At 44.7% G+C, this 15,391-nt stretch carries 12 protein-coding genes; 8 read left to right on the forward strand and 4 right to left on the reverse strand.

Annotated elements, in window-relative coordinates:
- Positions 1–24: 24 nt before the first annotated feature.
- The 8 genes from E5358_RS09885 to E5358_RS09920 all read left to right on the forward strand — a co-directional run bounded on the left by E5358_RS09885 (position 25) and on the right by E5358_RS09920 (position 8,947).
- Complete coding sequence (locus E5358_RS09885) at positions 25–2,265, forward strand: glycoside hydrolase family 31 protein (RefSeq protein WP_135940025.1); 2,241 nt, start codon at positions 25–27, stop codon at positions 2,263–2,265.
- 121 nt (positions 2,266–2,386) lie between these two features.
- On the forward strand, positions 2,387–3,208 hold the full coding sequence (coaW, locus tag E5358_RS09890) for a type II pantothenate kinase (RefSeq protein WP_135940026.1): 822 nt from the start codon (positions 2,387–2,389) through the stop codon (positions 3,206–3,208).
- Between the two features lie 9 nt (positions 3,209–3,217).
- Positions 3,218–3,736: a KdsC family phosphatase gene (locus tag E5358_RS09895; RefSeq protein WP_135940027.1), complete on the forward strand. Its 519-nt coding sequence runs from the start codon at positions 3,218–3,220 to the stop codon at positions 3,734–3,736.
- A 39-nt stretch (positions 3,737–3,775) separates the two neighbouring features.
- Positions 3,776–4,549 carry an SDR family oxidoreductase gene (locus tag E5358_RS09900; RefSeq protein WP_168354633.1) on the forward strand — a complete coding sequence of 258 codons (774 nt, stop codon included), beginning with the start codon at positions 3,776–3,778 and terminating at the stop codon, positions 4,547–4,549.
- A gap of 32 nt (positions 4,550–4,581) precedes the next feature.
- The gene (locus tag E5358_RS09905) at positions 4,582–6,147 is read left to right on the forward strand and encodes a right-handed parallel beta-helix repeat-containing protein (protein WP_168354634.1); all 1,566 of its coding nucleotides are present in this window, start codon (positions 4,582–4,584) and stop codon (positions 6,145–6,147) included.
- A gap of 35 nt (positions 6,148–6,182) precedes the next feature.
- On the forward strand, positions 6,183–6,635 hold the full coding sequence (locus tag E5358_RS09910) for a low molecular weight protein-tyrosine-phosphatase (protein ID WP_277821247.1): 453 nt from the start codon (positions 6,183–6,185) through the stop codon (positions 6,633–6,635).
- Between the two features lie 43 nt (positions 6,636–6,678).
- A complete protein-coding gene (locus E5358_RS09915) occupies positions 6,679–8,229 on the forward strand; it encodes a pectinesterase family protein (protein ID WP_135940031.1) in 1,551 nt (516 codons plus the stop codon).
- 112 nt (positions 8,230–8,341) lie between these two features.
- Positions 8,342–8,947, forward strand: a complete 606-nt coding sequence (locus E5358_RS09920) for a uracil-DNA glycosylase family protein (protein ID WP_135940032.1) — start codon at positions 8,342–8,344, stop codon at positions 8,945–8,947.
- Between the two features lie 706 nt (positions 8,948–9,653).
- Here E5358_RS09920 and E5358_RS09925 read toward each other — a convergent pair.
- The 4 genes from E5358_RS09925 to E5358_RS09940 all read right to left on the reverse strand — a co-directional run bounded on the left by E5358_RS09925 (position 9,654) and on the right by E5358_RS09940 (position 15,068).
- Positions 9,654–10,841: an ATP-binding protein gene (locus E5358_RS09925; RefSeq protein WP_135940033.1), complete on the reverse strand. Its 1,188-nt coding sequence runs from the start codon at positions 10,839–10,841 to the stop codon at positions 9,654–9,656.
- Entirely contained in the window at positions 10,801–11,121 is a 321-nt protein-coding gene (locus tag E5358_RS09930) for an AlbA family DNA-binding domain-containing protein (protein ID WP_135940034.1), read from the reverse strand. The genes E5358_RS09925 and E5358_RS09930 overlap by 41 nt, the downstream gene beginning before the upstream one ends.
- Before the next feature lie 151 nt (positions 11,122–11,272).
- Positions 11,273–13,528: an LlaJI family restriction endonuclease gene (locus tag E5358_RS09935; RefSeq protein ID WP_135940035.1), complete on the reverse strand. Its 2,256-nt coding sequence runs from the start codon at positions 13,526–13,528 to the stop codon at positions 11,273–11,275.
- A 1-nt stretch (position 13,529) separates the two neighbouring features.
- Complete coding sequence (locus E5358_RS09940) at positions 13,530–15,068, reverse strand: McrB family protein (protein ID WP_168354635.1); 1,539 nt, start codon at positions 15,066–15,068, stop codon at positions 13,530–13,532.
- Positions 15,069–15,391 lie beyond the last annotated feature (323 nt).

Raw genomic sequence — 15,391 nt, forward strand, 5'->3', positions numbered from 1 at the left:
ACTGCCGCCCACTTATAACTGAAAATGAAACAAACCAACTACTACCTATTTGATTGGATGGACTTCGATGAAAGTCTGTCAAAGGATGAGTCATTGTGGAAAGCCTATACCTCCACCGAGGTGAAGGCTGTCGATGGCGACATACATATCACTGTGCCTTATCAGAAGCAGGTGCTGCAGGAAGATATGCTTGCCGACACAGATGTGCCACAGAGGGATTATATATTGATTCTCCGTGCATACGGCGATTCCATTGTCCGTATGTTCACATCTATGGTAGATGATGAGATGAAGGACACCGGCAGTTATATGTTGGAGCTTGACAAGGCTTTGACGCATAAGCCGTTGTCTGTTGAGTTTGCAGATAATGTCTATACCATAAAGGATAATGACGGTAGGACACGCGCAAGGATTGACATCACACCGTACAACACAGAATGGTGGAGCGACCTGCAACCCGGACCGCAGCCGACAATACATCTTACGGTGTATCCTGACGGTAATCTTGCAAAGGGTGTGGAACTGAGTGATGACCATTTCTCTCCTCCGCGCTATGATGCGCTGCCGATAGGCTTCTGCCTTACAGAAGGCAAGCCCGACCGTGCTACAGTCTCTTTCAAATGTGAGGCAGATGAATGCTTTGTAGGCACGGGCGAGCGCTTCCGTAAGATGGACCTTTCCGGTCAGACATTCTATTTGAAGAACCAGGACGGACAGGGTGTGAACAATAGGCGGGCATATAAGAATATTCCGTTCTATATGTCAAGCCGTATGTATGGTGTGTTTTACCACACTTCTGACTATTGCCGCCTTTCGCTTGCCGACCATTCAAGCCGCTCTGTGCAGTTCCGCAACGACCGTGCGACGATTGACACATTCATCATCGGTGGCGAGACTCCGGAGCGCATTCTGTTCCATTATCGTCAGTTGACAGGCTTCCCTCCGATGCTCCCGATTTGGTCGTTTGGTATATGGATGTCACGCATGACATATTTCTCTGCTGACGAGGTGGACGAGATTTGTGACAGGCTGCGTGCCGAGCATTATCCATGTGATGTGATTCATCTGGACACAGGCTGGTTCCGCACAGACTGGCTTTGCGAATGGAAATTCAATCCGGAACGTTTCCCAAATCCGGAACGTTTCCTGAAGCGTCTTTCTGATAATGGTTATAAGGTTTCGCTTTGGCAGCTGCCTTACGTTGCCAACGGTGCAGAGCAGATTGAAGAGACAAAGGCAAACAAATATATCTCCACACCTACAGGAGGTTGGGAGAACGCTGCCGGGACATCCGGTGCATCAAACTTCTCAACCCTTGACTATGCCGGCACGATAGATTTCACTTCCGAGAAAGCCACAGAGTGGTATAAAGGTCTGTTGAAGAATCTGCTTGACATGGGTGTGAAATGCATAAAGACCGATTTTGGTGAGAATATTCACATGGATGCTACTTACGAGTCCATGACACCGGAGCAGCTTAACAACATCTACTCATTGCTGTACCAGAAGGCTGCTTATGAGGTAACAAAGGATGTCACAGGCGACGGCATTGTCTGGGCACGTGCTGCATGGGCAGGTTGTCAACGCTATCCTTTGCATTGGGGCGGTGACTCTGAGAGTTCATGGGCAGGACTGGCAGGTTCTCTGAAAGGCGGCTTGCATTTCGGTCTTTCAGGCTTTGCATTCTGGAGCCATGATGTGCCGGGCTTCCATAGTGAGCCGGACTTCATGAACTCAGTAATTGACCCAAAGGTTTACATGCGTTGGACACAGTTTGGTGTGTTCTCCTCTCACATGCGTTATCACGGTTCTCACAAGCGTGAGCCATGGTACTATCCTACAATAGCCGAGGACATAAAGAAATGGTGGCGTCTGCGTTATCGCCTATTACCTTATATAATAGAGGAATCACGCATAGCCACTGAGTCCGGTTGGCCTATGATTCAGGCGTTGCTGATGCATCATCCGGAGGACAAGACCGTATGGCACATAGATGACGAGTATTATTTCGGCAGAAAGTTCCTTGTTTGTCCTGTTATGAACGGCAATGATCGTCGCGACATCTATCTTCCGGAAGGAGAGTGGGTTAACTTCTTTACAGGTGAACACTTCGAAGGTGGCAAGTGGTATCGTAATGTAGAGGTTCCTCTTGATGAGATGCCGGTGTTCTGCCGTCCGGGTACGGAGATTAAGGTTTATGACGAGAAAGTAGATTCTACCGACGACATAGATTGGCAGAAGGTTAAAACACTTTTTATAGAATAAGAATATAAGTGGCTGTTGGAGGCTTTTTTATATTGGTTATGGCTTCGATAAATATTTTTTCAATATAAAATTACTTTTCAGCAGTCACTTAAATATATAATGACATCAGCCTTTTTATATTATGAAGACTGTGATAGGAATAGATGTCGGCATATCCACAACCAAGATTGTCGGCATACGCAATGGAAAGATTATTTCTCCAATACGCATCAAGGCGACAGACCCTGTTACCTCTCTTTATGGTGCTTTCGGAAAGTACATCAACGAGAACAATCTCACTCTCAGTGACATTGAGCAAGTAATGCTTACGGGTGTCGGAGCTGCATATATCAAGGGTGACATTTATGGTCTTCCCACTGCTCGCACCGATGAGTTTGTTGCTGATGGTCTGGGAGCGCAGTATGAGAGTGGTCTTGACAGGATGATAGTTGTCTCTATGGGCACTGGAACTACACTTGTCAAGTACGACAACGGTGCGGTGCATCATATTGGTGGACTTGGTATTGGCGGTGGAACGCTTGCCGGTCTTTCACGACTGTTGTTAGGTACGGATGACGTCAAGCATATTTCCAGCCTTGCCAAGAATGGAAACATCTCTAACATTGATTTGCAGATAGGTGACATCTGTGCCGAGGAAATCCCCGGTCTGCCTGCATTTGCTACGGCATCGCTCTTCGGAAATGCTAAGGCTACAGCAAAGCATGAGGACATTGCGTTAGGCATCATCTGTTCTGTTGTGCAGACAATTGGTTCCGCGGCAATTCTTGCGTCTATCAGTAGTGGAATCAAGGATTTTGTGATGATAGGCAATCTAACCCTCCTACCACAGTGCAAGAAGGTGTTTGGAATTATGGAACAGATATATGGCGTGCGATACCATATACCGAAGCATTCCGAGTTTGCCACAGCAATCGGTTCTGCATTGAATTATTTCAAGAAATAAGGTTTGCAAATGATTCCGTATGATTTGACAAAAATACGTGCCGTCATCTTTGATGTCGATGGCGTCCTCTCTGCCGGTACTATCACTATGGATTGTACAGGAGAGCCGTTGCGTACAGTGAACATCAAGGACGGTTATGCCATTCAGTTGGCACAGAAACTTGGTCTGCAGATTGCCATTCTCACCGGTGGTAACACATCTTCAGTGCGTAAACGTTATGAGAATCTTGGAGTTAAGGATATTTTTATGGGTTGTGCCGTGAAGATAGAGACATACGACATATTCCTTGCAGACTCAGGTTTGTCAGATGAGGAGGTTCTGTATATGGGCGATGACATTCCCGACTATGAGGTGATGAAGCGGGTAGGGTGCCCGTGTTGTCCAAAGGACGCGTGCAGCGACATTCGCGAGATAAGCCTTTATGTCTCTCCATATAACGGAGGCTATGGCTGTGGTAGGGATGTCATAGAACAGGTTCTTCGTGCTCAGGGCTTGTGGATGAACAGTGCGAAGGCTTTCGGTTGGTGAACGATAAGACGGAATTTCTTGAAGCCAATGAAAAAAGATATGAAAACAATAATACTAACCGGAGGCAGTTCCGGAATAGGAAAAGCTGCTGCCGAGCTGTTTGTGAGCAAAGGCTATGAGGTCTATGAGTTCTCGCGCCATGGTGAGAGCCATGACGGTATCAATCATGTTGACTGTGATGTGACTGACCCTGTTGTATGTCGTGCGGCAGTGGAGAAAGTCATCGCTTCTTCCGGCAAGATTGATATCCTTGTTTGCAATGCAGGCATGGGTGTTTCGGGTGCGATTGAGTTTACAAAAGTCGAGGATGCAAAGCGACAGTTTGAGGTGAATTTCTTTGGTGCATTGAACATCACACAGGCAGTCCTTCCTTATATGCGTGAGCGCCGTCAGGGACGCATAGTGTTTACGAGCAGTGTCGCTGCCATCTATGCCATCCCTTTCCAGGCATTCTATTCAGCCTCCAAAGCTGCCCTTAATTCCATGGCACTTGCACTTGCCAATGAGGTTCGTCCGTTCGGCATCACCGTTGCCAGTGTGCTTCCTGGAGATGTCAAGACAAATTTCCAGAGAAAGAAAATCATTGAGGGCGCGGATATTTACACTCATATGGACAAGGCCGTCAAGCAGATGGAACATGATGAGGAGAACGGTATGACAGCAGAGCAGATTGCGCGTTGCATCTACCGCACTGCCACAGCTCGCCGTCCATGGTCATTTAACACAACAGGTATGATATACCACCTATTCATATTTGCCGGCAGACTTTTTCCGACCTCGTTCATTAATTGGGTGCTTGGAAAGATGTACTAAACAAATGCTTTTACCTTAACTAACCTATGAATATGAAAAGACAAATACTGCTGTTATTCCTCGTTTCGATGAGCCTGCACTGTTTTGCCGGTGACATTTATGTGTCTGTCAGCGGTAGCGACAAGGCAACAGGTGTTAAGAATGCTCCCGTACAAACACTTCAAAAGGCGTTGCGCATAGCAAGAGAATGGCGACGCACAAATAATCCTAATATAAAGGACGGCATAACAATAAACCTTGCTAAAGGAGATACTTTCGTACTTGACGAACCGCTTTACATACGTCCCGAAGATAGCGGAACGCCCGATAGTCCTACCATTATCACGGGCGGAACCATTTCCGGTGGTAAGGCTGACAACTCCTGTATTATGGAAGAATATCCTGAAATGGAGCGTATGCTTGCCTTTGACAAGGACAATGAGCAAATCATCATTCCTGCGAAGTCGTTGCAGACTTATGGAATAACCAATGTTGCCGATGCTGCCAAGTATGAGATGGTTGTGCATCAGCGTTGGGCAATTGCCATCCTGCGTATCAAGGCTATCAGTATTTCCGGCGATAAAGCCATTGTCACGTTCCGCAATCCAGAGTCACGCTGGGAGTTCTCACATCCGTGGCCGCAACCGGTGATAGACGAGGAGAGAGGTTCTTCCTCATTCCTGCTGCGTCCTATACCTCAGCCCTCAGCTTCTTTGTCACGCCTTGTGACAATAGAAGGCTCGGAATATGCCTCTGTACATGACATCTCTTTCAAGAATGTCTCTTTTGAGAATGCCTCATGGGAGCGTCCTTTGAAATATGGGCATGTCACACTTCAGGGTGGTTTCCCGATAATCGACGCATACAAACTCACAGAGAACGAGGGGATGCCGTGGGCTCCTACGCTTGAAAACCAGGCATGGGTGATACGCCCGGAGGCTGCAGTGTCTGTGGTTTATGCTGAGCGTGTTAACTTTAAGAACTGCACATTCACAAACTTATCATCCACAGCGTTGGATTATGCACATCACTGTGTCGGTGCAATGATTGTCGGAAACAAGTTTGAGAACATCGGCGGCACGGCAATCATGGCAGGCTCTTTTGGCGAAGGACCATGTGAAGCGCATCATCCACGTAACTACACAAACACAACCGGCTTTGTCATTGACGGTAATATAATCCACAATGTCACAACACGCGATTGGGGTGCGGTGGCTATCGGCTGTGGCTATGTTCGTGACTTCTCCATTAAAAATAATAATGTATCACGAGTGAACTACTCCGGCATCTGTGTAGGCTGGGGCTGGACTCCTAAAGACACGGGTATGCGCAACAATCGTATCATAGGCAATACTGTCAAAGATTATGCGCGCATTCTTTATGATGCAGGAGGTATCTACACGATGTCCAATCAGCCCGGCTCGCTCATAGAGAACAATACTGTCAGCGCGCCACACCCTTCGCCTTATGCGACAAACTTCCGCGCATTCCCTATCTATTTCGATGCTTGCACTGATGGCTATACCGTCAGGAACAACTCCCTCTCTGTGAATCTTTCCGTACAAAAAGAAAAATACGGTTGGAACACTCCGGGACCGAAAATGGAGGTTGAGAAATAAATAACGATTCTTTTGACTTTTAATACCAAAGAGCTTTGAAAACCAAAATACTTTTTGTATGCCACGGAAACATCTGCAGAAGTCCGATGGCAGAGTTCATAATGAAGAGACTTGTCAGCGAAGCCGGCAGGTCAGATGAGTTTGAAATAGCGTCAGCAGCAACAAGTACCGAAGAGATAGGCAACAGTGTCTATCCTCCTGCACGCCGCAAGCTGGCAGAACACGGAATAAACTGCGAAGGAAAGACCGCACGGCAGTTGCGCCGTGACGACTATGCCCACTATGACCTGCTGATAGGCATGGATTCCTATAACATACGCAATATGCAGCGCATGTGCGGTGGTGACTCGGAAGGAAAAATCCACATGCTGCTTGATTATACAAACCGTCCGGGAGATGTTGCCGACCCATGGTACACAGGCAACTTTGACGCTACCTACCGTGATTGCCTTGAAGGCTGCCGCGAACTTCTGAAACATTGCCCTTAAAGGGAAGATTTGTTTGTAAAAAGTAATTATAACTGCCGAAAAGATGAAAAATATACGTATTGCTGCCTTATCCTTACTGGTTTTGGTTGGTTTGTGCGATGTCAATGCGCAGACACTGACGCTTAATCCTCAAAACGGTGCTGTTGGCGTTTGCCCTGACACACATCTTCAAATCACTTTCGATGATGTTCCTGCCGTAGGCTCTGCGGGAATGATACGCATCACGGATGTTGCCACAGGAGTGGTAGTTGACAGCATTGACCTAAGTGTTCCCGCCGGTCCGACGGAGAGCCGCACTTATGGAAAAGACTGCGGCTACACGAAAATCCCATATGATTATGCGCGCACGGTGATGCCTACCAATCGGGACACTCGCCCCGGCACTCCGTCAGGCACAGCTGAGCCAACGCCTCCTGAGTATCAGCTTAACATTATCGGCGGTTTTACCGATGCTTTCCATTTCTATCCTGTCATAATCCATGACAAGACAGCCACAATCTATCTGCATAACAACGTTTTGGACTATGGCAGGAAATATAGTGTGGAAATATCCGGCGGAGCGATAAAGGCGCGGAAATATAAAGGTACGACGCGTAAGCAGCCATGGACTTTCACAACAAAGGAAGCGCCGAAGTTCCTGAAAGATACTCTCGTTGTGGACGCTTCCGGTTGTGGTGATTACTGCACAGTGCAAGGCGCGCTTGACGCTGTGCCGGATTTCAGTGCACGGCGTACAGTGATATTGGTGAAAGCCGGCGATTATGAGGAGATAGTTTACGCCCGTAACAAGACCAATGTGAAGATTAAAGGTGAGGGAATGGCGTCTACGCGTGTGCATTACGCTAACAATGAGGTGTTCAATCCTCACCCCTTGACGGTGAAAACCAATGAATGGCCCGGTACATTCCCTTCTCGTCGTGCAGCTTTCGCACTTGACAATTGCCATGACATCATTTTGGAAGACATGACAATAGCCACCGATTTGCAAGGTCAGGCAGAGGGACTGCTAATCAATGGAGAACGTATTGCGCTGTACAGGGTTCATGTCATAGGGTCCGGTGATGCGCTTCAGGCAAACGGCACTATCTATATGGAGTGCTGCGAACTTGACGGCGGAGGTGACACCATACTTGGAAGGGGCAGCCTTTTTGCCTACCGCAGCCATTTCCGCAATGGTGGCGGACCATTCTCATGGGTGAGGAACACTGCCGGCCATCATGGTGATGTGTTTTTGGAATGTACTTTCTCTGCTCCTGACGGATGCAAAGCTGACTTTGGGCGCACCAACACCAATAAGGGCACGTCATATCCTGATGCTGAGTTTGTGCTAATCAATTGCTTCACTCACAACATCATCCCTGAAGGATGGAGTTCTATCGGATTGCCGACAGCACGGATGCTTGAATATGGCACACGAGACAGTCACACACGCCGGCTTGTAGATACTTCTCACCGACATCCTTATTCTCGCCGGCTAAATGCCAAGACTGATGCCGCCCTTATCAAATGCTATTCCACACCGGCCTTCGTCTTGAAAGGTTGGCATCCTGCCGGTTCCTCGGTATCTCTGCAAACAAACTGTGCAGTGCAATAAACGAAAAAGAATAATAAAGTTAAGCAGCTGTTGAAAATCAATTTCCAATAGCTGCTTATCAAACAAGTTGAGTCTCTGTTACTCTGATTTGCCCAACGATTTACATTTGCTTATGACAATAGAAGAACATCCTTTACGCCCGTTCCTTCCGCCGGGAGGAAAGATACTCTTCCTTGGTAGTTTTCCGCCGCCGAAAGCACGGTGGTCGATGGATTTCTTTTACCCCAACTGGATAAATGACTTCTGGCGTCTGATGGGCTTGATTCACTATGGTGACAAGGCTCATTTTGAGGTGAAAGGGGAGAAACGTTTTTACAAAGAACGGATAGTTGAGTTTGCAGAACGCAATGGGCTGGCTTTCTACGACACAGCGGTAAAAGTGTGCCGCCATAAAGACAATGCCAGTGACAATTTCCTTGAGATACTTGAGCCTACGGACATCTCCGCTTTGCTCACAGCCATGCCATGCTGCCACACAGTTGTCACGACAGGAGGGAAAGCGAGTGAAGAGTTGAAGATGCAGCTATCCGCCTCCGCCGATATCTTCTCCTCAAAGCCTGCCACTCTTATCCCTATGCCACCGATAGGAGGCTGTGTGGAACTGGAGTTTTCCGGCCGTCAGTTGCGGTGGTGGCGTATGCCGTCATCGTCACGCGCCTATCCGCTCAAATTGGAAAAGAAGGCGGAATACTACCACCGTTTGTTTGAGGAATGTTAAGTGTGCCAGGTCTCATATACAAATAAGTGACTGTTGGTAATTAAGTTAGCCAACAAAATTATATCATTTGATTTTGTTGACTAACTTAGTTATCTATGATGCCAGAACTTCGCTGTAAAGTGTGGCGCTACCACATCTTCTGAACAATGTCCGTAGCGACTCATGGAGTTTTCTTGGGTATATATAATAAATAATGTATGGCAAATCTGTCAAAGAACACTTGTCTTCTAAAGACGCTGCAAAGGTACAACATTTTACAAGCGATTCCAAATTTTATAGGGGTATCAATGGGGGTATGTACCAATTTGTGTATGGTAACTACTCGTGGAGTGTTACCATACACAAATTAATGGCTAAGCATCTGAAAAATAAGTTATACTTTATGACTCAAAAACGATAACTTTACAAATGAAAAAGTAAAACTTTATAAAACATGTGGCAATGGCTTGTCCATATGATCTTACTATTGCTATTCTACATAATATCTCTCATGCGGATAATAGCGCCATTGCAGATTCTATAGACAAACAATATCAGTAATAAGCAATAATATACGCATGGAAGATATTTTGCAGACACTGAAGAAGAGTTTATCCAGTTTGACTGTCTTTTATTTCCCAACACCCACCTCTTGCCGGTTCGATATGTTTTATTTTTCCTTCATCTTTCAATCTGTTGATAATATTCCTGACAGATTTCACTGGTATCATACCAATTTTTCTTTAAGTTTATCACACAGTACCCAACCGCCGGTTTTCTTTGATCCTTCACGTTTGATAAGTTCCATCTGCTGCAAGATATTTGTGTATTCTGTAACCGTGCGGCAAGAGGCTTTTGTCCACTCTACCAATTCTTTACTTGTTATTGCAGGACGCGATGCGATTAGTAATGTCATATCTTGAAGGGTTTGGATTTTGCCGTCTGAAAGTGTGTTGTATCCTTCCAACAGTTTACATGTAGATTCCAATATCCTCTTCACATTATCAGGAGAAAGTTGCGCATTATCGGGAGAAAGTTGCGCATTATTTTTGTCTCTCCAGATAATAGCTACAAATTTATCTCGTTCAATATCATTGTTCAGTTCTACACGTGAGCCTGATTTAATAGCACGAGTGATGCCTGTTCCCAAGCCTCTATATGGCATTGTTTTGCCACAGAATTGTGATAATTGCGGATTGCGCTTGGTGGCATTGCCCAACATTATTCGTTCGATGGTCAAATCTGCCGGCAAGCATCCTGGGCTTTCTATTTCAATACGATTGTCGAATATAAAGAGTTTTACAACATCATCACCCAGAGTCTCTCTGTGAACCAAAGCATTCTGGATAAGTTCCTCAAGTGCAATGCGTGATACTTCCAATCTTCCTGTAGAGTTGAAAGATTGGCCTTCCTGCAAATGACGAAGGTTGCCTTCACAGAAGCGAATAGCTTGTTCGTACATTTCTGGTATTGTCCCCTCTATGTCAACACTATCTCTATATTCGGTTCCCGACTTGTCGTTACCAACAAAACAAACAGCTTTTATCTTAAACTGTGGGCATTTCCATGTAGGCATAATACCGAAGAAGAGCAGACCGGCTAAAGTTGCTTGTCCTTTTTCGTCAAGTAGGCACAGATTCTCGTATAAAGCGGCAATAGGCACATCAAAATCCTCTTTAGTTTTACCAAATTGTTTGAGAAAGAACTTGTCAATCAATGATTCGCTTAGATTCTTAACGGACGTATTAGGAACACCCATCTTGTCAGGATAGTATTGTCCCGACTCATAAAACATTCGTAGTATCTCTCGGTTGTCATTTATCTGTCTCTTGTCTGCACCTTGTTTTACATAAATCAATCCTCCCTTTTTGGTTTTATAAGGTTTGTTGCTGCCGGAAGGAATGTTGATAACCAATATGTCTTACCTTCGATTTCTTCCGGATGTGACAGAATGTAAAGAGGTGGGATAATGTTATTCTCAGCCATATTGCTGGCTTTTGATGAACTTCATCGTATGTCAACCCTTCTATGCTGCCGGTTTTATCTTCTATGCCAAACACGATACTACCGCCTCTGCTGTTGGCAAAAGCTATCGTCTCTTTACTTATTTTATCGTTATCGCTCCACTGCAGTTTGAATTGTAGTGTTGAAGATTCACCTTGAGCGATACGTTTCTTCAATTCTTCTTTTTTCATGATTACTAATCTGCATAAAAAATGTTTCTTAAATAGTCTTGTTGAGCGTATGATAACTGAGTGTTTTGCGTTCCATTAAATTTTAATGGTCAACATGCTTAACCTGATGTTTCCATTTCTTTACCATTAATCATACTGATCGCTATTGAACTTATCGTTTTATCTTTACCTCAATAAGTTCTTTTCCCTTCACATAGATAGGGGTACCTTCTATGAATTTCTCCTTTGTATCTATGCGTTTTATGGAAATCAGTCTGTTTATATCATAGTTTCCTATTTTGATTTCCTCGTCAAGGCAGAAAACCAGGTAATTGCCTTTTGGCTTGCGAGGATATAACGAGGCCTTCATTTCTTCCTCTGTCATTTCAGGATAGCCATTTATGCGGAACACATGATACTTGTTTTCAAACTCATGCCCGTTTTCGTATAAAATGGCAAACTTTGGTCTCATTTGGTTTATCTTGCCAATGCGCTGCGTGCCCTCACGGTCTTTTGACAAACGAACATTGTACATCAATGACCCTTTGGCGTTCTTTCCGTTAATCCAATCCCAATGCGCTTTGTCATGATACATTCCTACAACAAAGGTTTCATCCATATAGCGTTCGACATGGTACTCCGTGAGCCACTCTTCATTTCTATATTCAGCCTCATGAGCCTTGCCGGCTTCAATGGCGTTGGTGAGCTTTGCTTCTGGGTCAACACCGACCTTTATCTCTTCCACATAGAAATGTCTTCTCAATTCTGCAAGTAGTTCTGCATTCTCTGTCTTGTACTTGTCGCCATTGTCAAGCGCAAGAGAGAAATAATCCGGGTTCTGATATGGTTTGTACATCTTGCCAAGCACACTTTGGAAATTCTTCTCAATATACGCTTTTGCATCCACACCGGGGTGGGCTGTCATGGCATAGAAAGAGAAACTTGCCTCCAGCATCTTTTGGATTTCCTCACGGAACATCTTCCTGACTTTGTCTTTCCATTGCCTTTTTGCGCTGCCATTGTCCTGCGCGTACAGCGACACGACATAAAGGAAATTCACATCATAATGATATACAAGCAATGTGTCGCGGTCGAAAAGCCTGTTCTCAAAATGCCTTTGCATGAACATCTGCTTCTCCTTGTCCGTTTTGTAAATGCGGTCAGCGTATGACAAGCCCTCATCCATCCTCGCGCTTATAAAGAAGTTGGGAACAATGTTGTAGCCTTCTGTCACCTCGTCCCTGTATTGCAGAGTCCGATTGCGCCATTTCTCGTTCTTCTCGTCAGGATTAAGGAAAATGTTCATGTTCCACTGAATGACATTCCGTGCGTATGTGTACTGCTTGTACACAGACTCGTCAGAAAGGTTGTTCTTCAAATGATAATACTTGCTGTCGCCAATGTAATAGATAGACTTGTCTTCTGTTCCGGTAGTCGTCAAACCTTTGTAGCTGTACAAATGGTCGACACGCTTTCCGTCCTCCTGTTCCTTCAGTCCGTCAGGAAGCTCGGACTTCTTGTCGCCTACAAGTTCGTCAATGATTGACTCGAACACAATGTTGAAATTCTTGGCAATCAGATACTCCTGCAGCTCACTTGCCACGGAAATGTTTCTCGCTTTGTCGAAGAATGCGAAGCACAGCTCCCACAAATAAAGTGCCTTGTCGGAGAAATACTTGTACTTAATCTGTCGCAACCGAACCTGTCCGTAGCCATTCAGATAGTGCTCGAACTTTGCGCCGGTAATCAGTTCAAAACCTATGTTTATCGTTACCGGAAAACCATACTTCTCATTGATATGCTTCAGTATGGAGAAGAAGATGACGAGCAACTCTTCGTCAAAGTTTATCTGCCGCTTCTTGTTGACCAGGTCAAGATAAATGGGGCGGTTGTCCTGTACAATAGCCTGACAACGCGCAATGGTGCGTGTCCAGTTTATTTTGTTCATGCCGGAATGCAAGTTCTTCAGTATGGTCATGAAGAAATTCCGGTTCTTTTTGTTGAAATCTATCAATGCCAGCAGCACTTCCAGATAAGTGTTGGTAAGATGCTTGTGGCGACTCCCAACCTTAACCATCTGCTTATGGTAGACAATGTCATTGTCAGTGTTGTACCTGTTGAAAACAAAGAGAGCACGGTAAATCCATACGGCAAACTCGTAAATGAACCTGCGCTCATCGTCAGTCAGTCCTTCCGCTTTCTCAACATGGATTATCTTTGACGGGTCAAGGTGCGAGAATGCCATGCCATGCTTGTCGACCATCACCTTTGGCAAAATGAACACACAGTCATGGATATGCGGGTTATACAGATAACCCACATAATTCACGACCACCTCATGATGGACATTCTCCAGGAAATCAAGTCCTGTCAGAATACCCTTCACATCGTCTGCCTTGTAATGATAACCTTCAATCAGTATGCGCATATCATGCTTTTTCTATACGTATATTCCAATCTTGCGTACTAACTTTGTCTATAAAGTCTTGTATGTTGGAACTACCCACCTCTGTTGATACATAGATAGACTCCCCATTGCTTAAAGGCACCGGCTTTGCACGCTTTTTGGAATCAGAAGAGCCTGATGTTCTTGTTGTAAACTCATCTTGCGTCTCTACAAGGTGGACAATCTTAAAATCAAGTGACATCCATGCTGTTCTCACAGCATTTGCGTCCATGTTTGGGTTTTGAGTGCAATAATAACTTATTACCTCTCTTACAAGTTCGCCTTTTCCATATTGTTTGTCGCCACCATTGATTCTATATTTAGAATAATCCCTTTCTTTCTTTGGCAATCCTGCCAAGTCATCGGTAGCATCTTCCTCTTCTGTATCCTCTGTGTCTTCCGCCAACGGCATGATTCCATTGTATTCCATGAACTCCCTCACTCGCTCCTCATGCCCTTCTCCGAAGAACGTTGTGAAAGGTGTCTTCTCGCTGCCGTCAGTCGTTTTCTTTTTGAAAATACAGTCATTGCTGTCGGCATAATCCTTGTAGACATCGTTACACAGATAGAACAACACCTTGGAAACAAACTGTTTGCAGCCTATTTCCGTACCACCGTTAGCCGGTTTGGCAAACCAATAGCCTAACTTCTTGTCCTCAGAACAGGTGATACCCTCAATCTTTTCATTAATAGTGCTGATGAATTCCCACCAGTCATATTTTGTATTTCCTATTTTGATTACAAACTCCTTATCGCCCTTCTCTATTGGCATATACTCCCAATCCCAACGACGCTTAAAAGCGGAGTCAATAGGGAACAGCGACTGGTCACTAGTGTTCATCGTTGCCCAAATATACAGATTCTCAGGCAATCGCATCTCCTTGCCTGTCCTGATACTTTCTTCTATATGTGTGCAGCTGTCCAATTCCTTGGCTATATGACGCCTCATATCATCGTCAGGGACAATGGCATAGCGTGACCTGCACCTATCGTCCCTGTCAAGCAATTGGAACAAATCACCGAATATCTGTGCACAATTGCCACGGTTGATTTCCTCAATGACAAGATAGTATGGACTATCATCCCCACCATCCTTGCGCTTCCAAGCTTCCACATAAGCCTTTAAGAATGCTTGTGGGACAAAAGAATAAGTTATCTGTTCCTCTTCCCTAATAGAACCGCTTGCCTCATAGACTGTGACAGTCTTGGTTGTTGGTTTGTAAGCTCCAACAAAAGTGGAATAATCACTGTCAGGATGGAAAGTGGTTCTTATCCTATTGCCATCTTTAGTGTACGTTTCTATATGGTTTGACTTGCCAGTACCTGGAGCACCGTAGAAGATTATTTGGCGAGAGTTTAGACTATTATCGGTTGGAGTAATGGTAACTTTATGGTCTTTCATCATTTTTGCCATTGTCAGCAGTGTGGATGCATAACCATATTCAAATTTATCAACCTCAGACTTACCGCATAGAGTTTCTCTTGCTTGATTGGCGTTGATTTCCGGATTCTCGCTAATCAACTTGAAGAATTCTAATAATAGTTGCTTGGATATTGTTCTAAGCCCAACAGCTCCCTTGCTTTCTGACCTTACAAGAAAGCATAGCCTGTCTTCATCAATAATTTTTACTTGACCATTTGATGATATGTCTCCTATTTTCAAACCAAAAAAATCCATTGTGTTAGGTTTATGCGATTGACATTGTTTGTATTCTTTGTTCCATCGAGTATGACTCTATAGCTATTTGCAAAGTTACTAATATTTGCTTAATTTGCCAAAAAACTTTTGTAATGAACTTGTTCAAACTAATTTATATTCGTTAATTATTCGCTAAAATACAAAAA

The organism is Palleniella muris, assembly GCF_004792655.1.
GTDB lineage: Bacteria > Bacteroidota > Bacteroidia > Bacteroidales > Bacteroidaceae > Prevotella > Prevotella muris_A.